Source organism: Streptomyces sp. NPDC033131 (assembly GCF_055578365.1).
In genome coordinates, this window is record NZ_JBVIPA010000025.1 from 25615 (window position 1) to 45015 (window position 19401).

At 70.2% G+C, this 19401-nt stretch carries 19 protein-coding genes and 2 pseudogenes; 10 read left to right on the top strand and 11 right to left on the bottom strand.

What is annotated here, in order from left to right; translation table 11 throughout:
- Window positions 1-244 precede the first annotated feature (244 nt).
- The 3 genes and pseudogenes from ACZ5XS_RS28080 to ACZ5XS_RS28090 form a co-directional block, all read left to right on the top strand.
- Window positions 245-1138: pseudogene (locus tag ACZ5XS_RS28080) on the top strand (AraC family transcriptional regulator); the annotation flags it as partial.
- Window positions 1126-1878: an AzlC family ABC transporter permease gene (locus ACZ5XS_RS28085; protein WP_468655860.1), complete on the top strand. Its 753-nt coding sequence runs from the start codon at window positions 1126-1128 to the stop codon at window positions 1876-1878. The pseudogene ACZ5XS_RS28080 and the gene ACZ5XS_RS28085, both read left to right, overlap by 13 nt.
- The gene (locus tag ACZ5XS_RS28090; protein WP_468655862.1) at window positions 1875-2183 is read left to right on the top strand and encodes an AzlD domain-containing protein; all 309 of its coding nucleotides are present in this window, start codon (window positions 1875-1877) and stop codon (window positions 2181-2183) included. The genes ACZ5XS_RS28085 and ACZ5XS_RS28090 overlap by 4 nt, the downstream gene beginning before the upstream one ends.
- Before the next feature lie 100 nt (window positions 2184-2283).
- On the opposite strand, the gene ACZ5XS_RS28095 is transcribed toward ACZ5XS_RS28090, so the two are convergent.
- A complete protein-coding gene (locus ACZ5XS_RS28095; protein WP_468655864.1) occupies window positions 2284-3228 on the bottom strand; it encodes a hypothetical protein in 945 nt (314 codons plus the stop codon).
- Between the two features lie 80 nt (window positions 3229-3308).
- On the opposite strand from ACZ5XS_RS28095, the gene ACZ5XS_RS28100 reads away from it, so the two are divergent.
- The 4 genes from ACZ5XS_RS28100 to recX all read left to right on the top strand — a co-directional run bounded on the left by ACZ5XS_RS28100 (window position 3309) and on the right by recX (window position 7250).
- Window positions 3309-3503 carry a DUF3046 domain-containing protein gene (locus tag ACZ5XS_RS28100; protein WP_217237332.1) on the top strand — a complete coding sequence of 65 codons (195 nt, stop codon included), beginning with the start codon at window positions 3309-3311 and terminating at the stop codon, window positions 3501-3503.
- A 60-nt stretch (window positions 3504-3563) separates the two neighbouring features.
- Window positions 3564-4817: an AI-2E family transporter gene (locus tag ACZ5XS_RS28105; protein WP_468655866.1), complete on the top strand. Its 1254-nt coding sequence runs from the start codon at window positions 3564-3566 to the stop codon at window positions 4815-4817.
- Between the two features lie 408 nt (window positions 4818-5225).
- Window positions 5226-6353 carry a recombinase RecA gene (gene recA / locus ACZ5XS_RS28110; protein ID WP_468655868.1) on the top strand — a complete coding sequence of 376 codons (1128 nt, stop codon included), beginning with the start codon at window positions 5226-5228 and terminating at the stop codon, window positions 6351-6353.
- 3 nt (window positions 6354-6356) lie between these two features.
- A complete protein-coding gene (gene recX / locus ACZ5XS_RS28115; RefSeq protein ID WP_468655870.1) occupies window positions 6357-7250 on the top strand; it encodes a recombination regulator RecX in 894 nt (297 codons plus the stop codon).
- 118 nt (window positions 7251-7368) lie between these two features.
- On the opposite strand, the gene ACZ5XS_RS28120 is transcribed toward recX, so the two are convergent.
- The 7 genes from ACZ5XS_RS28120 to ACZ5XS_RS28150 all read right to left on the bottom strand — a co-directional run bounded on the left by ACZ5XS_RS28120 (window position 7369) and on the right by ACZ5XS_RS28150 (window position 13365).
- Window positions 7369-7920, bottom strand: coding sequence for a cupin domain-containing protein (locus tag ACZ5XS_RS28120; protein WP_468655872.1), 552 nt, complete (start codon window positions 7918-7920; stop codon window positions 7369-7371).
- Window positions 7921-8001: 81 nt separating this feature from the next.
- Window positions 8002-8166 carry a putative leader peptide gene (locus ACZ5XS_RS28125; RefSeq protein ID WP_468655874.1) on the bottom strand — a complete coding sequence of 55 codons (165 nt, stop codon included), beginning with the start codon at window positions 8164-8166 and terminating at the stop codon, window positions 8002-8004.
- Between the two features lie 4 nt (window positions 8167-8170).
- Window positions 8171-9799: an FAD-dependent monooxygenase gene (locus ACZ5XS_RS28130; RefSeq protein ID WP_468655876.1), complete on the bottom strand. Its 1629-nt coding sequence runs from the start codon at window positions 9797-9799 to the stop codon at window positions 8171-8173.
- Window positions 9800-9976: 177 nt separating this feature from the next.
- Window positions 9977-10888, bottom strand: coding sequence for an amino acid ABC transporter permease (locus ACZ5XS_RS28135; protein WP_468655878.1), 912 nt, complete (start codon window positions 10886-10888; stop codon window positions 9977-9979).
- Window positions 10885-11559 (bottom strand): amino acid ABC transporter permease, encoded by a 675-nt coding sequence (locus tag ACZ5XS_RS28140; protein WP_030038910.1) that lies wholly within the window; start codon window positions 11557-11559, stop codon window positions 10885-10887. The genes ACZ5XS_RS28135 and ACZ5XS_RS28140 overlap by 4 nt, the downstream gene beginning before the upstream one ends.
- 93 nt (window positions 11560-11652) lie before the next feature.
- On the bottom strand, window positions 11653-12498 hold the full coding sequence (locus tag ACZ5XS_RS28145) for a glutamate ABC transporter substrate-binding protein (protein ID WP_468655880.1): 846 nt from the start codon (window positions 12496-12498) through the stop codon (window positions 11653-11655).
- Between the two features lie 90 nt (window positions 12499-12588).
- A complete protein-coding gene (locus ACZ5XS_RS28150; protein ID WP_468655882.1) occupies window positions 12589-13365 on the bottom strand; it encodes an amino acid ABC transporter ATP-binding protein in 777 nt (258 codons plus the stop codon).
- Window positions 13366-13653: 288 nt separating this feature from the next.
- Between ACZ5XS_RS28150 and ACZ5XS_RS28155 the strand changes: the two genes are divergently transcribed.
- Both ACZ5XS_RS28155 and ACZ5XS_RS28160 read left to right on the top strand, forming a co-directional pair.
- On the top strand, window positions 13654-14340 hold the full coding sequence (locus ACZ5XS_RS28155) for a response regulator transcription factor (protein ID WP_217237341.1): 687 nt from the start codon (window positions 13654-13656) through the stop codon (window positions 14338-14340).
- Between the two features lie 9 nt (window positions 14341-14349).
- Window positions 14350-15741, top strand: coding sequence for a sensor histidine kinase (locus tag ACZ5XS_RS28160; RefSeq protein WP_468655885.1), 1392 nt, complete (start codon window positions 14350-14352; stop codon window positions 15739-15741).
- A gap of 161 nt (window positions 15742-15902) precedes the next feature.
- On the opposite strand, the gene ACZ5XS_RS28165 is transcribed toward ACZ5XS_RS28160, so the two are convergent.
- Window positions 15903-16892 carry a TAXI family TRAP transporter solute-binding subunit gene (locus ACZ5XS_RS28165; protein ID WP_468655887.1) on the bottom strand — a complete coding sequence of 330 codons (990 nt, stop codon included), beginning with the start codon at window positions 16890-16892 and terminating at the stop codon, window positions 15903-15905.
- A gap of 153 nt (window positions 16893-17045) precedes the next feature.
- On the opposite strand from ACZ5XS_RS28165, the pseudogene ACZ5XS_RS28170 reads away from it, so the two are divergent.
- Window positions 17046-17443 (top strand): annotated as a pseudogene (locus tag ACZ5XS_RS28170) (pyrophosphohydrolase domain-containing protein); the annotation flags it as partial.
- A gap of 128 nt (window positions 17444-17571) precedes the next feature.
- Here ACZ5XS_RS28170 and ACZ5XS_RS28175 read toward each other — a convergent pair.
- Both ACZ5XS_RS28175 and ACZ5XS_RS28180 read right to left on the bottom strand, forming a co-directional pair.
- Window positions 17572-18801 carry a cation:proton antiporter gene (locus ACZ5XS_RS28175; protein ID WP_468655889.1) on the bottom strand — a complete coding sequence of 410 codons (1230 nt, stop codon included), beginning with the start codon at window positions 18799-18801 and terminating at the stop codon, window positions 17572-17574.
- Window positions 18802-18805: 4 nt separating this feature from the next.
- Window positions 18806-19291, bottom strand: coding sequence for a cation:proton antiporter regulatory subunit (locus ACZ5XS_RS28180; RefSeq protein ID WP_468655891.1), 486 nt, complete (start codon window positions 19289-19291; stop codon window positions 18806-18808).
- Window positions 19292-19401 lie beyond the last annotated feature (110 nt).

A 19401-nucleotide genomic window follows, 5' to 3' on the forward strand; every position in this document is an offset into this window, starting at 1 on the left:
GTGTCCGTCATCGGAACGGCGCGGAATCGGTTGCCTGCCGAGGTGCCGGCGTTGACGCGCCAACCGCTGCGGGCGGACACCCCCCGACACGGCCCCTTGCCGCCGTACGCGCCTGGCGGTGCGGGTGTCCGAGCCGCCTGCCGGGGTGGTGGTCGGCGTGTCGGAAGATGGGGACATGGGCTCTACGACCACCCGCGCAACCTTTTCGTCGCGGGCTTCATCGGCTCCCCCTCCGCCAGACACTGTGGCCTCACGGACACCGGCGGCGGGTTCGGGTGAGAGGGCACGGCACTGGCAGTATGCCGAGCTGCCCGGGGTCGATCTGCTGCGGGCCCGGTACATCCGAAAGACGTTCGTGCGGCATACGCACGAGCACTTCGTCATCGCGGCCATCGCCGACGGGGTCGAGGTCTTTCATCATCGGGGTGCCGACCAGTACGCGGGGGCGGGGGCGCTGGCCCTGATCAATCCGGATACGGCCCACACGGGACGCGCCGGCATTCCCGACGGGTGGCGGTACGGGGCCGTTTATCCGTCGTCGGAGGTGGTGGCGGAGATCGCTGCCGAGACCACCTTGATCCGGGGGACGCCGGGATTCGTCCGGCCGGTGCTGGACGACCCGTATGCCGCGGGGCTGGTGCATCAGGTGCTGCGGGCCGCGGAGGAGGGGAACGCGCTGGCCGCCGACACGTTGCTGCGGGTTGCCGTGACGCGGCTGCTCCGGTTGAACGGCGGGACGCTGCCGCAGCGGGACGTACGGACAGCCGGTGCCCGGGTCGCGGAACGCGCGCGTGCCGTGCTGGAGGAGCGGATGGTCGAGCCGCCGACGCTGGAAATGCTGGCCGGTGAGCTGGGGACCAGCCCGTTCGCGTTGCTGCGGGCGTTTCGCGATGCGTACGGGATGCCGCCGCATGCCTGGCTGACCGATGCGCGGGTGCGCCGGGCGAGGCGGCTGCTGGATGCCGGTACGACTCCGGCCGAGGTGGCCGTCGCGGTGGGGTTCACGGATCAGCCGCACCTGAATCGGCACTTCACGCGGATCGTGGGCGTGCCTCCTGGCGCGTACCGGCGTGAGCGCAAGAACGTACAAGACGAGCGGGGGCGGCTGCTTCTACCGTCCGACGGATGGCAGAGCAGATAGATCTCATGGACATGCGTGAGGGAGCGAAGCCCGACTCGGCCGTGGTGAGGGACGCCCTGGGGGTCGGGGTCGCCGTCGGGCTGTCCGGATTCGCCTTCGGGGTGACCTCCGCAGGGAGCGGGCTCACGGTGTTGCAGAGCTGTGCGCTCAGCCTGCTGGTCTTCACGGGGGCGTCGCAGTTCGCGTTGGTCGGGGCCCTTGCGGCGGGCGGCAACCCGCTGACGGCGGCCGCGGGAGCGTTCTTCCTCGGGACGCGCAACGCGTTCTACGGCTTGCGGCTGTCGCAGTTGCTGGCCCTCCCGCGCGTGGTGCGTCCGTTCGCCGCGCAGTGGGTCATCGACGAGACGGCGGCCGTGGCGATGGCGCAGCCCACGCGACGCGGTGTGCGGATCGGGTTCGCCGTGACAGGGCTCAGCCTGTACGTGCTGTGGAACCTCACCACCCTGCTGGGCGCGCTGGGCGCCGAGGCCATCGGGGACACCGACGCCTGGGGGCTGGACGCGGCCGGGCCCGCGGTCTTCCTGGCATTGCTGGCACCCATGGTGAAGACCGCCGTCGAGCGGGCGGTCGCCGCGCTCGCGGTCCTGCTGGGACTCGGGCTGCTGCCTGTGCTGCCCGCCGGTGTCCCCGTTCTGGTGGCCGCGCTCGCGGCGCCGGCCGTGTTGTGGGCGGAGGGCCGTCGTAGGGGCGCCGGCCCTGACGGCGTACGGCGTGATGGCCTGGAGGGAGACCGTTGAACATCTGGATCGCGATCGGTGTGACCGCCCTCGGGTGCTACGCCGTCAAGCTGGCCGGGCTTCTCGTGCCCGCCGGTGCCCTCGAGCGGCCTCTCGTCAGGCGTCTGGCCGCCCTCTTGCCCGTGGCACTCCTGGCTGCGCTCACGGCCCAGCAGACCTTCGCCGACGGGCAGGTTCTGGTACTGGACGCGCGGGCCGCCGGACTCGCCGCGGCTGCCGTGGCGCTGGTTCTGCGCGCCCCCTTCCTGCTCGTCGTCGCGGCCGCTGTACTGGTGACCGCCGGGGTGCGGGCGATGGGCGGGTGATCTGTCGCGGACTCGGTGTCCGCGGGGCTCCAACGCGCGCGTGCGTCATGCCGCCGGGACCGGTCCTTCCGGTGGGGGCATGCGGAGGACAGCTGGTGTTTCAGCCCAGGAGACGGCCGTAGGCCCGCAGGGTGCACAGCGCATCGAGCGTCACCCTGGGACGGGCTTCCAGGGCTGTGCCCGGAGCCCACTGGCGCCGGCGGATCGGCCAGCCGCCGTCCTCCTGCTGTTCGTCCGCGAGGAAGTCCAGCGAGCGGGCCATTTCGTCGTCCGTGAACCACGCGCGCGCCAGAGAGGTCGGTGTCTTCGCGTAGTCGTGCGGGAAGTGGTGCTCCCCGGAGGCGTAGCCCGGCGCGACCGGGGACGCGTCGAGTCGCTCGGGGTCCAGTACCGCGAGGCGGTGTTCGCGTACCAGACGGCCGAGGCGGTCGGCGACCGCCTCCGCGCGCGGGCGGTCGGGGACGGCATCCAGGAAGGCGACGGCGGCCTGGATCTCGTACGGGTGGGACTGCTCCAGGGACTGGACCGCCTGCCAGCAGAAGTCCGTGGCCCGGAAGAGCCACGCATGCCACACCTCGTTGCGGTGCAGGAGGCCCACCACTGGTCCGGTGGCGAGGAGTTCGCTCGGCGGGTCGTCCAGGAGCGGGAGGAAAGGGGCCGCCGGGTAGCCGCGCTGGCTGGGATGGATCGCCGGCAGCGCGCCGTCCGGCGTGGTCACGGAGGTCAGATAGCGGCACACGCGCTCCACGCGCTGTCCGCCGCAGCGCCCGATGGCGTCCAGGACCCGCAGGGCGCGCCCGGTGTGCAGCGGCTGGCTGACCGGGCCTCGCAGATCGGGTTCCAGCGCGTGGCCGTACCCGCCGTCCTCGTTGCGGTACGCGTCCAGCGCCGTCTCCACCGGGTCGGCGCTTCCCTTCAGGAAGTGGTACGCGAAGAGGCGCTGCTCCAGCACACGTGCGGTGAGCCAGACGAAGTGCTCGGCGCGTGCGAGTGGGGAGTGCGCCGGGGGCGTCGGGGGGGGTGGGGAAGCTCCTGTTTCGGCCATGCGTCAGACCGTAAGGTGGAAAGCGGTCTCGGCACGCGGTCCCGGCTCAGGCCCACCCTCAGGGGCGGGATACTGAAGTCATGCGGTTGACGGTTTTCTGGGAGCGGATGACGGATCACTTCGGTCCGGGCTACGCCGACACGTTCGCGCGCGATCACGTGATGGCGGAGCTCGGCGGGCGCACGGTGAACGAGGCGTTGGACGCCGGCTGGGACGCCAAGGACGTGTGGCGGGTGGTCTGCACCGTCATGAACGTTCCGTGGGAGAAGCACTGATCCGTCACGAAGATCGCAGGACGGTAACCGATTGTCAGTCACGTGGGCGAGACTTGCACCGTGGCACCAACTGACGAGACCGACCAGGTCACCGAGCAGGCATCCCCGTTCGGCACGACGCCGCCCAACCGGCCCCCGGCCGCAGGCGCCGCCGGGCCGAACGCCCGTATGCCGCGCTGGCTTCCCCGCGCCATGGTGCTCGCGCTCGCCCTCATCGCCGTGTTCCAGCTGGGCAGTTGGGCCTTCCATCAGCTCACCAGCCTGCTGATCAACATTCTCATCGCGTTCTTCCTGGCCCTGGCCATCGAGCCCGCGGTGAGCTGGATGGCCTCGCGCGGGCTGCGCCGGGGACTGGCGACCGCCCTCGTCTTCCTCGGCGTGATGATCGTGGCAGCCGGTTTCGTCACGCTGCTCGGCTCCATGCTGGCGGGCCAGATCATCAAGATCGTCGAGGACTTCCCGGAATACCTCGACTCCGTCATCAACTGGATCAACACGCATTTCAACACCGAGCTGAAGCGCGTGGACGTCCAGGAGGGCCTGCTCCGGTCCGACTGGCTGCGCAACTACGTGCAGAACAGCGCCACCGGTGTCCTGGACGTGTCCGCCCAGGTCCTCGGCGGGCTGTTCCAGCTGTTGACGATCTTGCTGTTCTCTTTCTACTTCGCCGCCGACGGGCCCCGGCTGCGCCGCGCGCTCTGCTCCGTCCTGCCTCCCGCCAAGCAGGCCGAGGTCCTGCGCGCGTGGGAGATCGCCGTGAACAAGACCGGCGGTTACATCTACTCGCGCGGGCTGATGGCCCTCATCTCCGGCGTCGCCCACTACATCCTGCTCGAGGCGCTGAACGTGCCGTACGCGCCCGTGCTCGCCGTGTGGGTGGGGGCGGTCTCGCAGTTCATCCCCACGATCGGTACGTATCTCGCGGGCGCCCTGCCCATGCTGATCGCCTTCACGGTCAACCCCTGGTACGCGCTGTGGGTGCTGCTCTTCGTCGTGGTGTACCAGCAGTTCGAGAACTACGTGCTGCAGCCCAAGCTGACCTCGAAGACCGTCGACATCCACCCCGCGGTCGCCTTCGGTTCCGTCATCGCAGGCACCGCCCTCCTCGGCGCGGTCGGCGCACTGATCGCCATCCCCGCGATCGCCACTCTGCAGGCCTTCCTCGGGGCGTATGTGAAGCGGTACGCCGTCACGGACGATCCCCGGGTCCATGGGCACCGCAGGCGTGGAGCGGGGGACAGCCCCTTCAGGCGCCTGCGTGCGCTGTGGACGCGGCGACCGGGGACGGAGGACTCCGGCGACCGTTCCTCGTGATCGTGATCGCGGGACCAGGGCGGCGTGCGGGCCGAGGCTGACCTGATGTGGGCCCACCGGCCATCGGCGGCTTCTCCGCCCGGTGCCGGGGGAGCGGCGCCAGTGCGGTCCCGCCCGGCTGGGTCACGACGACATCCGAAGCCACTGCTCACCGGCGGTTGGTGGCCCTGGACGGCAGAGACCCGAGACGTAGCCTCGGAAGTGCCGCGTGGTGCGCTTGACACCAAAATCGAACATCCATTCTTATGAAGGCTCCGGCCGATACTCTCGGCGGGGCTTTCGACCCGGTTTCGGTGGAGAAGTGCCCGAGTTATCCACAGGCCGGACGGGCGTCGAGGCGCATTGTCAGTGGCAGGCGTTAGCGTCTTTGACGTGAAGCGATCGACTCAAGCAAACCGGGTGGAACCCATGGCAGGAACCGACCGCGAGAAGGCGCTCGACGCCGCACTCGCACAGATTGAACGGCAGTTCGGCAAGGGCGCAGTAATGCGCCTGGGCGAGCGACCGAACGAGCCCATCGAGGTCATCCCCACAGGGTCGACCGCACTCGACGTCGCCCTCGGCGTCGGTGGCCTGCCGCGCGGCCGTGTCGTGGAGGTGTACGGGCCGGAGTCCTCCGGTAAGACGACCCTGACCCTGCACGCCGTGGCCAACGCGCAGAAGGCCGGCGGCCAGGTCGCGTTCGTGGACGCGGAGCACGCCCTCGACCCCGAGTACGCGAAGAAGCTCGGCGTGGACATCGACAACCTGATCCTGTCCCAGCCCGACAACGGCGAGCAGGCCCTGGAAATCGTGGACATGCTGGTCCGCTCCGGCGCTCTCGACCTGATCGTGATCGACTCCGTCGCCGCACTCGTCCCGCGCGCGGAGATCGAGGGCGAGATGGGTGACAGTCACGTCGGTCTCCAGGCCCGTCTGATGAGCCAGGCCCTGCGGAAGATCACCAGTGCGCTCAACCAGTCCAAGACCACCGCGATCTTCATCAACCAGCTCCGCGAGAAGATCGGTGTGATGTTCGGCTCGCCGGAGACCACGACCGGTGGCCGTGCGCTGAAGTTCTACGCCTCCGTGCGGCTCGACATCCGACGTATCGAGACACTGAAGGACGGCACCGACGCGGTCGGCAACCGCACCCGCGTCAAGGTCGTCAAGAACAAGTGCGCTCCGCCCTTCAAGCAGGCCGAGTTCGACATCCTCTACGGGCAGGGCATCAGCCGCGAGGGCGGCCTGATCGACATGGGCGTGGAGAACGGCTTCGTCCGCAAGGCAGGCGCCTGGTACACGTACGAGGGCGACCAGCTCGGCCAGGGCAAGGAGAACGCGCGCAACTTCCTGAAGGACAACCCCGACCTGGCCAACGAGATCGAGAAGAAGATCAAGGACAAGCTGGGCGTCGGCGTCCGGCCCGTGGAACCGGCCGCCGAGCCGGGCGCGGACGCGGTGGTCTCCGCCGCCACGGACGACGCCGGTAAGACGGTGCCCGCTCCGGCGGTGGCCAAGGCAGCCAAGACCAAGGCCGCGGCGGCCAAGAGCTGATCCGTGACACGGCGAACCGACTGGTCCGAGTACGCCGCCCATCCGGACGCCCCGCGTGAGCGGGGCCAGGGAGGCGAGGGGGGCTTCGCCGGAATGAGCGGCGACGCGGTCCATGACGCACAGGGGGACTATGCCCGCACGGCGTCGTACGGCACGAGGGGGTCGTACGACGACGAGCCGGGCGTCGGACAGTGGTCCGACGGGGTTCACGGGGACAGGGCGGACGGCGGCTCCTCGGCGTTCGGCGCGGATTCGCCGGTGGGTGGTTCGCGCCGGGGCGGCGGGGCACGGGGCGCTGGTGGCGCACGAGGGCGTCGTCGGCGCGGCCGCGCGGAGTCGCCAGGAGAGGACGGAGGCCTCCCCTTCTCGTCGAGGGACGCGAAGGACGAGCCTTTGACGGATCCGGTCGAGCAGGCACGGGCGATCTGTCTGAGCCTGCTCACCGGTACCCCGCGCACGCGGAAGCAGCTCGCGGACGCCCTGCGCAAGCGGGAGATTCCGGATGACGCCGCCGAGGAGGTGCTGTCGAGGTTCGAGGAGGTCGGGCTGATCAACGACAGCGCGTTCGCGGAGGCCTGGGTGGAGTCCCGGCACCACGGCCGCGGGCTGGCCCGACGGGCGCTCGCCCAGGAGCTGCGGACCAAGGGCGTCGACTCCACACTGATCGACGACGCCGTGGCACAGGTCGACTCCGAGCAGGAGGAGGCGACCGCGCGCGACCTTGTCGCCCGCAAGCTGCGCTCCACCCGCGGCCTCGACCGCGACAAGCGAGTGCGTCGCCTCGCCGGCATGCTCGCCCGCAAGGGCTATCCCCAGGGCATGGCCCTGCGGGTGGTCCGGCAGGCGCTGGAGGAGGAGGGCGAGGACACGGAGTTCCTCGGTGACGAGGGGTTCTGAGGGGCGGTGTGGTTTCACGCCCGGACACATGGATACGCGGGGGCGCCGCCCATCCGTACCCGCTCCAGTAACTCGTCGATACCGACCGGGCGGCCCGCCCGCCGTGTGACTGCCTACCTCACTGCCAGTCCTCCGGACGCTCCACGTGCTCCAGGCGCAGGATCGGTCCGCTGCGGCTGTAGCGGCGGATCTGCGGCAGGGGCGGATAGTAGGCGTGGACGGAGATCGCGTGGTGCTCGGTGGACTCGTTGAGGACCTCGTGGACGTGGTGGCGACCGAAGGCGCGCCCCTGTCCGACGGTCAGCCGGCGCTCCCGGTCCACGCCTTCGCTCAGTTCCAGTGTCTTCCAGCCGTCGGAGGGCAGCCGGGCGGCGAGCGAGTGCTCCTTGAGCTCACCGGACGCGGTCAGGAAGGCGCCGACCGACTCGGCGTGGTCGTGCCAGCCGGTGCCGCTGCCGGGCGGCCACCCGATCAGCCAGGCCTCACTGCCGCCCGGCCCTTCCAGCCGCACCCAGGTGCGGCCCTCCGGGTCGAGGGGGAGCGAGGAGATCAGCTCGGCGTCGGCGGCCGTACGCCGGACGAATGCGAGGAGATCCGCCTGTGTGGGCACGGCGGCGGCGGAACCGGAGGCGACAGCGGAACCGGAGGAGACAGCAGGGAAGACAGACACGGGCACCGTCCTGAAGAGCGTTCGCGTGAAGCGCGCGTCAACGCGGAAGCGGCGCGCGCCAAGGTGAAGAGGAATGCGAATTCAGCAGGACGGGCGACACATGCAGCCCGCGTAGCGGACGAGGTCCACATGGACCTTCCGCCACAGGTGCACACAGGTGTCAGTCACGATCCGGAGTAGACCATGCCGGTGCAGACCGGTCAACTCACTGTCACTATGTGGACGCACCGTGACAGTGAGCACCACTGGGTCACCGGGAGGCGGCGCCCGCCTTGGCTTCCGTGGCCGCCCGCGCGGGCCCGCCCAGCGCCGCCTCGGCCGCCGCGTACAGGTCGGCCGGCCGGACCCCGGTGAGAGCCGTGACGAGGTGCCCGTCGGGTCGTACGAGAAGGACGGTGTGCGGGGCCGCGCCGGGGTACTCCTCGGCGACCAGCAGCTCGGCGGTGTGCGGCAGTGCGCTCACCGCCGCCGCCAGCCGGGGCATGATCCCGGCGGTCACCCAGTGCTTGCGCTCCCACACGCCGGTGCCCGGCGCGATCAGCACGACGAGCAGCGCGCCGCGACCGAGGCGGTCCCGCAGCCGTACGAACGAGCCGTCCTCAGCCGTCACCCGCACGTCGGTGACCGGAGCACCGGGCTCCGTGGCGACGAGAGCCTCGCCTTCGAGGTGCAGGGGCGCGAGCGGTGAGTCGGCGTACGCCCCCGGCGCACCGAGCGCGCCGCGCCCCAAGTGACCGTCCGTGAGAAGCGCGTCGTGGCCGCGGGCCGAGCCGGGGACGTAGGCGCGCAGGTTCCCGGCCCCGCGCAGCAGCGGCAGGGCCTGGTCGGCGGCGCGCAGCCGGGCGGCGACGACCGCGCGCCGCTCCGCTTGGTAGCTGTCGAGCAGGGCCTCGTGCGGCCCGTGGTGCCAGGCAAGCGCCAGCTTCCAGGCGAGGTTGTCGGCGTCCTGGAGCCCTTCGTCGAGGCCCTGCGTGCCGAGCGCGCCGAGCAGGTGGGCGGCATCCCCGGCGAGGAAGACCCGACCGGAGCGCCAGCGGCGGGCCAGGCGGTGATGGACCGTGTGGACGCCGGTGTCCAGGAGTTCGTACGGCGGTGTCGGGCCGCCGGTCCAGCCCGCCAGGGTCTCCCGGACGCGGGCCACCAGGAGCTCGGGTGTGACCAGGTCCTTGCCCGGCGGCAGCAGCCAGTCGAGACGCCACACCCCGTCCGGCAGAGGGCGCCCGGTGACCTCCCCGACCGAGGGACCGGTCGTGCGCCACGGCGGCATCCTGTGGAGCAAGGCCTGGTCGGGCCAGGGAAGTTCCGTGCGCAGCGCCGCCACGGCGTGTCGTTCGACCGCCGTACGGCCCGGGAAGCGGATGTCCTGGAGCTTGCGCACCGTCGAGCGGGTGCCGTCGCAGCCGACCAGGTAGCTCCCCCGCCACCAGGTGCCCTTGGGGCCACGGGTGTGGGCCGTGACGCCCGAGGATTCCTGCTCGACGGCGTCGAGGCGACTGTCCACGGCGATCTTGACGAGGCGCTCGCCCGCGAGGGCGGCGCGCAGGGCGCCGGTCAGTACGTGCTGGGCGATGTGCAGGGGGGACGGACCGGCATCGTCCTCGGCGTCGCTGCCACCCCCGAACGTGACCTCGCGCATCACCTGCTTGCGCCGCATCGACCGCCATCCGGCCCAGTGGGCGCCGGCCTCGGCGAGCGGCACGCCGGTCAGCCGCTCCATGAGGGCGGCGGTGTCCTCGCGCAGGACGACGGTGCGCGCGAGGCGCGGTTCGTCCTTGCCCGGCCCCTCGTCGAGGACGACGGACGGCACTTCCTGACGGGCCAGAGCCAGGGCCAGCGTGAGCCCGACGGGCCCCGCGCCGACGATGATCACCGGGTCCACGGCGCGGCGCCCCCTGCCCGCAGCGGTGTCCCGAGAGACGTGGGTGAACAGGAAGTTTGAGCAGGGTGCACGATCACAGAACGTATGCAACCCATTGCCGGTGCTTGCGTCAAGTGACGGAGGGCAGTGGCGATCATGCCACTGCCCTCCGTGTCCTTCAGGTCACTTGACTGATCATCAGACGCCGCCGCCTCCGGCGCCGGTGCCGAAGGTGCCGCGCACCTCGGCGGCGTTGAGCTCCTCCACGTCCTCCTGGCCGAGGACCACGCCCGTGCCCTTCTTGCTGCGCCGCAGCCTGCGCTCCAGCCAGCCCGCGAAGGTGGTGAGGATGAAGTTGAGCACGATGTAGATGACCGCCACCACGATGAAGCTGGGGATGACGTTGGCGTAGACGGCCGCGAGTGTGCTGCGGGTGTTGAGCAGCTCGGTGAAGCCGATCATCACGCCGCCCAGCGCGGTGTCCTTCACGATGACCACGAGCTGGCTGACGATGGCGGGCAGCATCGCGGTGACGGCCTGCGGCAGCAGGACGTTGGTCATCGTCTGCCCCTTGCGCAGCCCGACCGCCATGGCGGCCTCCGACTGACCCCTCGGCAGGGACAGGATGCCGGCCCGCACGATCTCGGCGAGGACGGAGGCGTTGTAGAGCACGAGGCCGGTGACGACCGCGTACAGAGGGCGGTCCTCAGTGCTGACGCCCGTGTAGCGGGCGAAGAACTCGTTGGCGAACAGCATCAGCAGCAGCACCGGGATGGACCGGAAGAACTCGACCACCGCACCGGCCGGAACCCTCACCCACCGGTGGTCGGAGAGGCGGGCGATGCCGAAGACCGCGCCCAGCGGGAGGGCGATCACCATGGCGAGCGCCGCTGCCTTCATCGTGTCGGCGAGCCCGGGCAACAGGTACGTCGTCCAGGCCTCCGACTCGGTGAACGGCTTCCACAAGGCCCAGGTCAGCTGGTTCTTTTCGTCCATCGTCCGCCAGACCCACCACAGGAGCAGGACGAGCAGGACGAAGAAGACCACCGAGAACAGGATGTTGCGCCGCTTGGCGCGGGGCCCCGGAGTGTCGTACAGGACGGAGCTCATCGCTTCACCGCCAGTCGCTTGCTCAGCCAGCCAAGGATGAGGCCGGTCGGGAGGGTCAGTACCACGAACCCGAATGCGAAGACGGCGCCGATGAGCAGCGTCTGGGCCTCGTTCTCGATCATTTCCTTCATCAGGAAGGCGGCCTCGGCCACGCCGATCGCGGCGGCCACGGTGGTGTTCTTGGTCAACGCGATCAGCACGTTGGCCAGCGGGCCGATGACCGAGCGGAAGGCCTGAGGCAGGATGATCAGTGACAGGGTCTGGCTGAAGCTCAGACCGATGGCGCGTGCCGCCTCGGCCTGGCCGAGCGGCACCGTGTTGATGCCGGAGCGGATCGCCTCGCAGACGAACGCCGCGGTGTAGGCGACGAGACCGAGCACCGCCAGCCGGAAGCCCTGGACCTTGAAGTCGGAGGCACCCATCGTCATGCCGAAGATGTCGGCGAGACCGAGCGAAGTGAAGAGGATGATGACGGTCAGGGGGATGTTCCGGACGATGTTGACGTAGGCGGTGCCGAATCCGCGCATGAGCGGGACCGGGCTGACCCGCATCGCGGCCAGGAGGGTGCCCCAGACCAGGGAGCCGACGCCGGAGAGGGCGGTGAGCTTCACCGTCATCCAGAACGCGCCCCAAATGCTCGGGTCGTCATAGTCTGAAAGAAAGTCGAACACGATCTCCCGCGCTTCCGGGGTCGGTGGCGTACGTGGACAGCGCGGCGTGCCGTCGCCCTGATCGCAATCGGCGACGGCACGCCGGGGATCGTGCTACTTGACGATGTTGCCGATCTTCGGCGCCGGCTCGTTCTTGTAGTTGGCCGGACCGAAGTTCTCCGTGACCGCCTTCTCCCACGCGCCGTCGCTGACCATCTTCTCGAGAGCGGCGTTGATCTTGTCCACGGTCGCGGTGTCGCCCTTCTTCACACCGATGCCGTAGTTCTCGTTGCTGAGCTTGAGGCCGGCGAGCTTGAACTGGCCCTTGTACTGCTCCTGTGCGGCGAAGCCCGCGAGGATCGAGTCGTCCGTGGTCAGCGCGTCAACGGAGCCGGCCTGCAGGCCGGAGATGCACTCCGAGTAGCCGCCCAGCTGCTTCAGGTTGGCCTTCGGGGCGATCTCGTCCCTGACGTTCTGCGCCGAAGTGGAGCCGGTCACCGAGCACAGGTTCTTGCCGTTGAGGTCGGTGCCCTCGGTGATGTCCGAGTCGGCCTTGACCAGCAGGTCCTGGTGGGCCAGCAGGTACGGGCCGGCGAAGTCGACCTTCTTGGCGCGCTCGTCGTTGATCGAGTAGGTGGCCGCGATGAACTTCACGTCGCCGCGGGCGAGGGCGTTCTCGCGGTCGGCGCTCTTGGTCTCGACGAACTCGATCTGGTTGGGCTCGTAGCCGAGTTCCTTGGCCACGTACGTCGCCACGTCGACGTCGAAGCCGGAGAAGGAGCCGTCGGGCTCCTTCAGGCCCAGACCGGGCTGGTCGTACTTGATGCCGACCTTGATCTTGTCGCCGCCACCGGAACCCGAGCCGCTGTCGCTGTCGCCGTCGTCGCTGCCACAGGCGGTGGCGGTCAGGGCGAGGACGAGTGCGGTGGCCGCCGCGGCGGAGACCTTGCGGAGCTTCATGGTGAACATCCTTTGTGTGGTGAGGAGAGTGCCGTCGTTGCGGGTGGCGCGGGCCGTCGGTGGCGCGGTCGCGTCAGTGATCCGGATTCGTCAGTGGTGCAGGATCTTCGACAGGAAGTCCTTGGCGCGGTCGCTGCGCGGGTTGCTGAAGAACTGGTCCGGCACAGCTTCTTCGACGATCCGACCGTCCGCCATGAACACCACCCGGTTGGCGGCCGAACGGGCGAAGCCCATCTCGTGGGTGACGACGATCATGGTCATGCCGTCGCGGGCGAGCTGCTGCATGACCTCCAGCACCTCGTTGATCATCTCCGGGTCGAGCGCGGATGTGGGCTCGTCGAACAGCATGACCTTGGGGCCCATGGCCAGGGCACGCGCGATGGCGACACGCTGCTGCTGGCCACCGGACAGTTGTGCGGGGTACTTGTCCGCCTGGTTGGCGACACCCACTCGGTCGAGCAGCGAGCGGGCCTTCTCCTCGGCCGCCTTCTTGTCGGTCCTGCGGACCTTGATCTGGCCCAGCATCACGTTCTCGAGCACGGTCTTGTGTGCGAACAGGTTGAAGGACTGGAAGACCATTCCCACGTCTGCGCGCAGCCGGGCCAGCGCCTTGCCCTCCTGGGGCAGCGGCTTGCCGTCGATGGCGATGGTGCCGGAGTCGATCGTCTCCAGGCGGTTGATGGCGCGGCACAGGGTGGACTTCCCGGACCCGGAGGGTCCGATGACCACGACGACCTCGCCGCGGGCGATCGTCAGGTCGATGTCCTGGAGCACGTGCAACGCGCCGAAGTGCTTGTTGACGCTCTTCAGGACGACCAGTTCTCCGGTCGCGGCCGCATCTTCCTTGGCCACCGATACTTCGGTCATCGCTTTAGGGCTCCGTCCTCCTCGGTTTCGGAGGACAGTAGTGACCACTCGCGACCAGCGTCATTACATCTGAGGGGAATCTGAGCATCACGATCCGATAGCAATCGGACACATGTCGTAGCACTTGCGAGCTGGGCGCGTATCGGCCGGGTAACGGAAGCCGCGCGCAACCGGAACCCTCTTGACGCCGTCCTCATCCATCAGCGTGACTGCCATGTGCACGCGCGCGCGTGCCCACGTTTTTGTACACATCCCGATCGTACGTCCGATGAACCGAAGGGGGCCCGGATGAGACTGCTCCTCGTCGAGGACGACAACCATGTGGCGGCCGCCCTGTCCGCGGTCCTGGCGAGACACGGTTTCGACGTCACCCACGCCCGCAGTGGCGAGGAGGCCCTGCAGGCCCTTGTCCCGGAAGTCGACGGCTTCGGAGTGGTCCTCCTCGACCTGGGCCTGCCCGACCAGGACGGCTACGAGGTCTGCGGCAAGATCCGCAAGCGCACGAGCACCCCGGTGATCATGGTGACCGCGCGCTCGGACGTCCGCTCCCGCATCCACGGCCTCAACCTCGGCGCCGACGACTACGTGGTGAAGCCGTACGACACCGGGGAGCTGCTGGCCCGCATCCACGCCGTCGCCCGGCGCACCGCCCACGACGACGCCCCCGGGGCGAGCGAGACCGGCCTGCGCCTCGGCCCGGTGCACATCGAACTGCCCACCCGCCAGGTCAGCGTGGACGGTTCGGTCGTCCAGCTGACCCGCAAGGAGTTCGACCTCCTGGCCCTGCTGGCCCAGCGCCCCGGTGTGGTGTTCCGCCGGGAGCAGATCATCAGCGAGGTGTGGCGCACCAGCTGGGAGGGGACCGGCCGCACCCTGGAGGTACACGTGGCGTCCCTGCGCGCCAAGCTGCGGATGCCGGCACTCATCGAGACCGTACGCGGCGTGGGCTACCGGCTCGTCGCCCCGGGCGCGTAGCGGGGCCGGGTGCGCACACGCCTGCTCCCGCTGCTCATCGTCCTGATGGCGGCCGTTCTGCTCGCCCTCGGTGTCCCGCTCGCCATCAGTGTGGCCGCGGCCCAGCAGCAGAACGTGATCGTGGACCGGATCGACGACACGGCACGCTTCGCGGCCCTCGCCCAGTACGTCACCGACCCGCCCGGGGAGACGAACGAGCGCAAGGACACGCTGGGTATCGAACTCGCCAGCTACCACGACGTCTATGGCATCCGGGCGGGCGTCTTCTACCGCAACGCCACCCCCATGGCCAAGGCGCCCTCCACCTTCGTCCTCCCGAGGGAGGGTGAGGTCCGCCAGGCGTTCGGCGAGGCGCTGCTCAGCCGGCGCAGCCACGATCCGAAGCAGGTGTGGCCCTGGCAGCGCCACCGTCTGGTCGTCGCCTCGCCGGTCATCCGGGACGGCGACGTCGTCGCCGTCGTCGTCACCGACTCACCCACCGGGCAGATGCGTTCGCGGATCCTGCACGGCTGGCTGGTCATCGGAGCGGGGGAGATCGCCGCCATGCTGCTGGCCGTGGGCGCCGCGCTACGGCTGACGGGCTGGGTCCTGCGACCCGTGCGCGTCTTGGACGCCACCACCCACGCGATCACGAGCGGGGCCATGAAGTCCCGCGTCGCGGTCGCCGGCGGACCGCCGGAACTCAGGCGCCTGGCCCGGTCGTTCAACGAGATGGCGGACAACGTCGAGGACGTCCTGGAACAGCAGCGCGCCTTCGTCGCCGACGCCTCGCACCAGCTGCGCAACCCCCTCGCGGCGCTGCTGCTGCGCATCGAGCTGCTCGCCTTCGAACTGCCGGAGGGCAATCAGGAGATCGCCTCGGTCCAGGCCGAGGGCAAGCGTCTGGCACAGGTCCTGGACGACCTGCTCGACCTGGCACTGGCCGAGCACACCGAGGCGGACCTCAGGGTCACCGACATCGGCGCCCTCACCTCCGAGCGCGTCGCGGCCTGGACGCCGACCGCCGAGGCCAAGGGCGTACGGCTGGTGGGCACCTGCCCGCCCACCACAGCCTGGGCCGACCCGGTCACCCTCTCCAGCGCCCTGGACGCGGTGATCGACAACGCGGTGAAGTTCACGCCGAAGGACGAGACCGTCGAGGTCACGGTCGCCTCCGACGGCAGCACCTCCACCGTCGTGGTCACTGACAACGGCCCCGGCCTCACGGACGACGAACTCGCGCGCGTAGGCGACCGCTTCTGGCGCAGCGGCCGCCACCAGAACGTCAAGGGCTCCGGCCTCGGTCTCTCCATCTCCCGCGCTCTTCTCGCCGCGGGCGGCGGCTCGATCACGTACGACCACCACGAGCCGCACGGGCTGACGGTGACGGTGCGAGTGCCCCGGTCCGGTCCCACTGCGTGAGGTTCGGTACGCCGGGCTACGACGGGCGACCCAGGCGCACCGCGTGTTGTGAGGGTGCGCGCCGGGTCGCGCGGTGAGGCTTCCTGCGACAGCCGACGAGACGTTCGTACGACGCGTGCGCGCCATCTCCTACGACGCGCGCGTGGTGTCGTCTACGGCGTCTACGGCTTGACCGAGCTGTAATACCGCTGCGCACCCTCGTGCAGGTCCAATGGGTCCGTGTAGATCGCCGTGCGTACGTCGACCAACTGGGCGGAGTGGACGCGGTCGCCGATGTCGTCCCTGCTCTTGAGCACGGCCCGGGTCAACCACTCGGTGAGCCTCGGGTCCACGTCCTTGCGGGTGATCAGCAGGTTGGACACCGCGATCGTCGCCACCGTGGAGCCCTTCTGGACCGAGGGATAGGCCGACTCCGGCATGTTGGTGGCGCGGTAGTAGCGGGACGCGCCGCCCTGTTGGTGCAGCTTGGCGACGAGGTCGGTGCCGATCGGCACGAACCGGAAGGCGTAGGTGGCGGACAGCTTCCTCAGACCCTGCGTCGGCAAACCGCCCGACCAGAAGAACGCGTCGATCTCGCCCCGCTTGAGCCGGGCCGGGCCGATGTCGATTCCGTCGGGCAGCGGGGTGATGTCCTTCTTCGCGTCGATGCCCGCCGCCTTGAGTACCCGGTTGGCGATCAGCCGCACACCCGAGTGGGGCGGCCCTATGGCGACCCGCTTGCCCTCCAGGTCCGCGACCGTCCGGACGTCCGAGTCGCTCGGGACGACGAGCTGTACGTAGTCGTCGTACAGGCGGGCGACACCGCGCAGCCCGTCGGCGTCGGGGCCGGTGTACGCCTCCACGGCGTCGGCCGCCGCGATGGTGAAGTCGGCCTGGCCGGTCGCCACGCGCGCGACGTTCTCCTGTGAGCCGTCACTGGTCATCAGCCGCACCTTGAGATTCGGCATGTCCTTGTCGAGCTCGTTGCGCAGTCGCCACCCGTACTCCTGGTAGACGCCGGCCTTCGTCCCCGTACTGAACCTGATCGTCCCGCTCGGAGGTGCCTCGCCCAGCGGCAGCAGCCACCACAGCAGCAGCCCGAGCGCGACGACTCCGGCGGTCGCGCCCTGCAGGGCCCGGCGCCTGCCGATACGGGGGAGCACTCTGGACATGCGGGCGATCCTGCCAGCCGGGACGCCGTGCTGACCAGGGGCGGCGTCACAGGGGGCGGGGCGGGAGGGGTGCGGGCCGGGACCTGGAGGGACGGTGGCCGGTGCAGCCGTATGCGCCGACGCGTTGTCAGTGGCGGTGGCTGGAGTCGCCGGATGAGCTCCTCGCCCGCCGACCTGGTCCGTGCGTTCCACCTCGCCGCCCGCAGTACACCCACCGAGGCCTCGCCCGACCTGGCCGCCCATCGCGGTGAGCTGCTCGCCGAGGAGGCCGCGGAGGTCGCCGAGGTCCCCGTCACCGGCCCGCTGGACCGGCTCGCGCACGAGCTCGCCGATGTCGTCTACGCCGCCTACGGCACGGCACCGCACGGCACGGCACGGCCCGGCCCTCGTCCACGGCATCGACCTCGACGCGGTGATCACCGAGATCCACCGGTCCCACATGACCAAGGGGCCCTGACCGCCGTGTCGCCCGCCGCGCCGACGGCAAGATCCTCAAGGGCGGCCACTACGAGGCTCCGGACGTGTCGTGCGTGCTGCGCCGGCAGGGATGGGTGCAGGGCGACGGCGCGGCGGGGCGTGCCGGTGCCGGCGGATCGGCTGCCGCCGACCGACACCGCCCTGCCCCGCCTCTGCCGTCCGTGCCGCCAGGGCGGCGGCATGCGGCGGCGAGGCCCGTCGCTCAGTCGCCGCCCACCGACGCCCCTGCCTCGGCCGCTGCCCGCGCCGAGGCCTCCCGGGTCTCCCGGCGGTCCTCGGCGCGGCGGGTCCACCAGGACGCCACCGGCTCCGTGTAACGCGCGGTGAGGGGGCCGAGGACGACCAGGATCAGGACGTACGCCGTCGCCAGGGGGCCGAGGGACGGTTCGATGCCGGCGCTCACGGCGAGCCCCGCGATGACGATCGAGAACTCGCCGCGTGCCACCAGCGCCCCGCCGGTACGCCAGCGTCCCTTGACGGAGATCCCGGCGCGCCGGGCCGCCCAGTACCCGGTGGCGATCTTCGTCCCGGCGGTGAGGACCGCCAGCGCCAGGGCCGGCAGCAGCACGGGCGGGATGCTGGCCGGGTCGGTGTGCAGGCCGAAGAACACGAAGAAGACGGCGGCGAACAGGTCCCGCAACGGGCTCAGCAGGGTGTGTGCGCCCTCGGCGACCTCCCCGGACAGCGCGATGCCGACCAGGAACGCGCCGACCGCGGCGGACACCTGGAGTTGCTGGGCGACGCCCGCCACCAGGATCGTCAGGCCGAGCACGACCAGCAGCAGCTTCTCCGGGTCGTCGCTGGAGACGAAGCGGGAGATCAGCCGGCCGTAACGCACCGCCAAGAACAGCACGAGACCCGCCGCGCCCAGCGCGATCGCCAGGGTCACGCTCCCGGCCAGCAGCCCGGCGCCGGCCACCAGCGCGGTGACGATGGGCAGGTACACCGCCATCGCCAGGTCCTCCAGGACGAGGATGCTGAGGATCACCGGCGTCTCGCGGTTGCCCACCCGGCCCAGGTCGCCGAGCACCTTCGCGATCACGCCGGACGACGAGATCCAGGTGACTCCGGCCAGCACGACGGCGGCCACCGGCCCCCAGCCCAGCAGCAGCGCCGCCGCCGCGCCCGGCAGGGCGTTGAGCGCGCAGTCGACGAGACCGGACGGGTAGTGGGACTTGAGGTTGGTGATCAGGTCGCCGGCCGAGTACTCCAGGCCGAGCATCAACAGCAGCAGGATGACGCCGATCTCGGCGCCGGTCGCGATGAACTCCTCGCTGGCCCCGAGCGGCAGCAGCCCTCCCTCGCCGAAGGCCAGACCGGCGAGCAGGTACAGCGGGATGGGGGAGAGCCGGAAGCGGGCTGCGAACCGGCCGAGCAGGCCAAGGGCGAGGATGATGGAACCGAACTCGATCAGCAGTACCGCGGAGTGCACCGGATCACTCCCGCCCGAGTATCGCCGCGGCGGCGTCGACGCCCTCACGGGTACCGACCACGATGAGGGTGTCCCCGCCGACGAGCCGGAAGTCCGGCGTCGGCGACGGAATGGCCTCCGCCCTCCGCAGCACGGCCACGACGGACGCGCCCGTCTCGGTCCGCATCCGGGTCTCGCCCAGCACCCGCCCGTTCCACCGGGAGCCCGCGGCGACCTCGACGCGCTCGGCGACCAGCCCCAGGTCCGTGGTGTAGAGCAGGCTCGCACTGTGATGGGACGGCATCAGCGCGTCGATCAGCGCGCCCGCCTCGGGACCGGTCAGCCGTAGCGACTGGGCGCAGGAGTCGGGATCGTCGGCCTGGTACACGCTCACCGTGCGGGCGCCATCGCGGTGTGCCACCACGGACAGATGGCGGTCTTCCCGGGTCATGAGATCGTACTGGACCCCGATCCCCGGTAGCGGCGTCGCCCTCAGGCGTGGAACAGACACGTCTTTCCCCTTAACACGTCGTGATGCGGTGTACGCGGTTGCCAAGTCCGCATGCTGCCACTGCCCCGTACGGTGACGACATGGGTGTCGTCACGGATATACGAGGCCGA